Origin of the sequence: Achromobacter sp. Marseille-Q0513, from assembly GCF_018195695.1 — a bacterium.
Taxonomy (GTDB): domain Bacteria; phylum Pseudomonadota; class Gammaproteobacteria; order Burkholderiales; family Burkholderiaceae_B; genus Achromobacter.
In genome coordinates this window covers 1-224 of the sequence record NZ_JAGTJY010000697.1, presented here as the reverse complement: position 1 = coordinate 224, position 224 = coordinate 1, and the positions used below count along the sequence as shown (strand labels likewise).

The following is a 224-nucleotide window of genomic DNA, read 5'->3' as shown; positions in this document are numbered from 1 at the left end:
GCCATGAACATCCTGCTGCTGAACGAGCGCACGGTGGTGCTGGTGGACACGCACGTCAACGATGAACCCACGGCCGAGCAGATCGCCGAATTCACTGTCGCCGCGGCCCGGCAGATGCGCCGCATGAACCTGGCGCCCAAGGCGGCGCTGCTGTCGCGCTCGAATTTCGGCTCGGGCAGCTCGGCCTCGGGCGCGAAGATGCGCCGCGCGCTGGAGCTGGTGCG

1 protein-coding gene is annotated in these 224 nt (G+C 68.8%); it reads left to right on the top strand.

Annotated elements, in window-relative coordinates; genetic code table 11:
* A partial coding sequence (locus tag KDH83_RS32355; RefSeq protein WP_212323325.1) for a phosphate acyltransferase occupies positions 1–224 on the top strand: 224 nt, incomplete at both ends.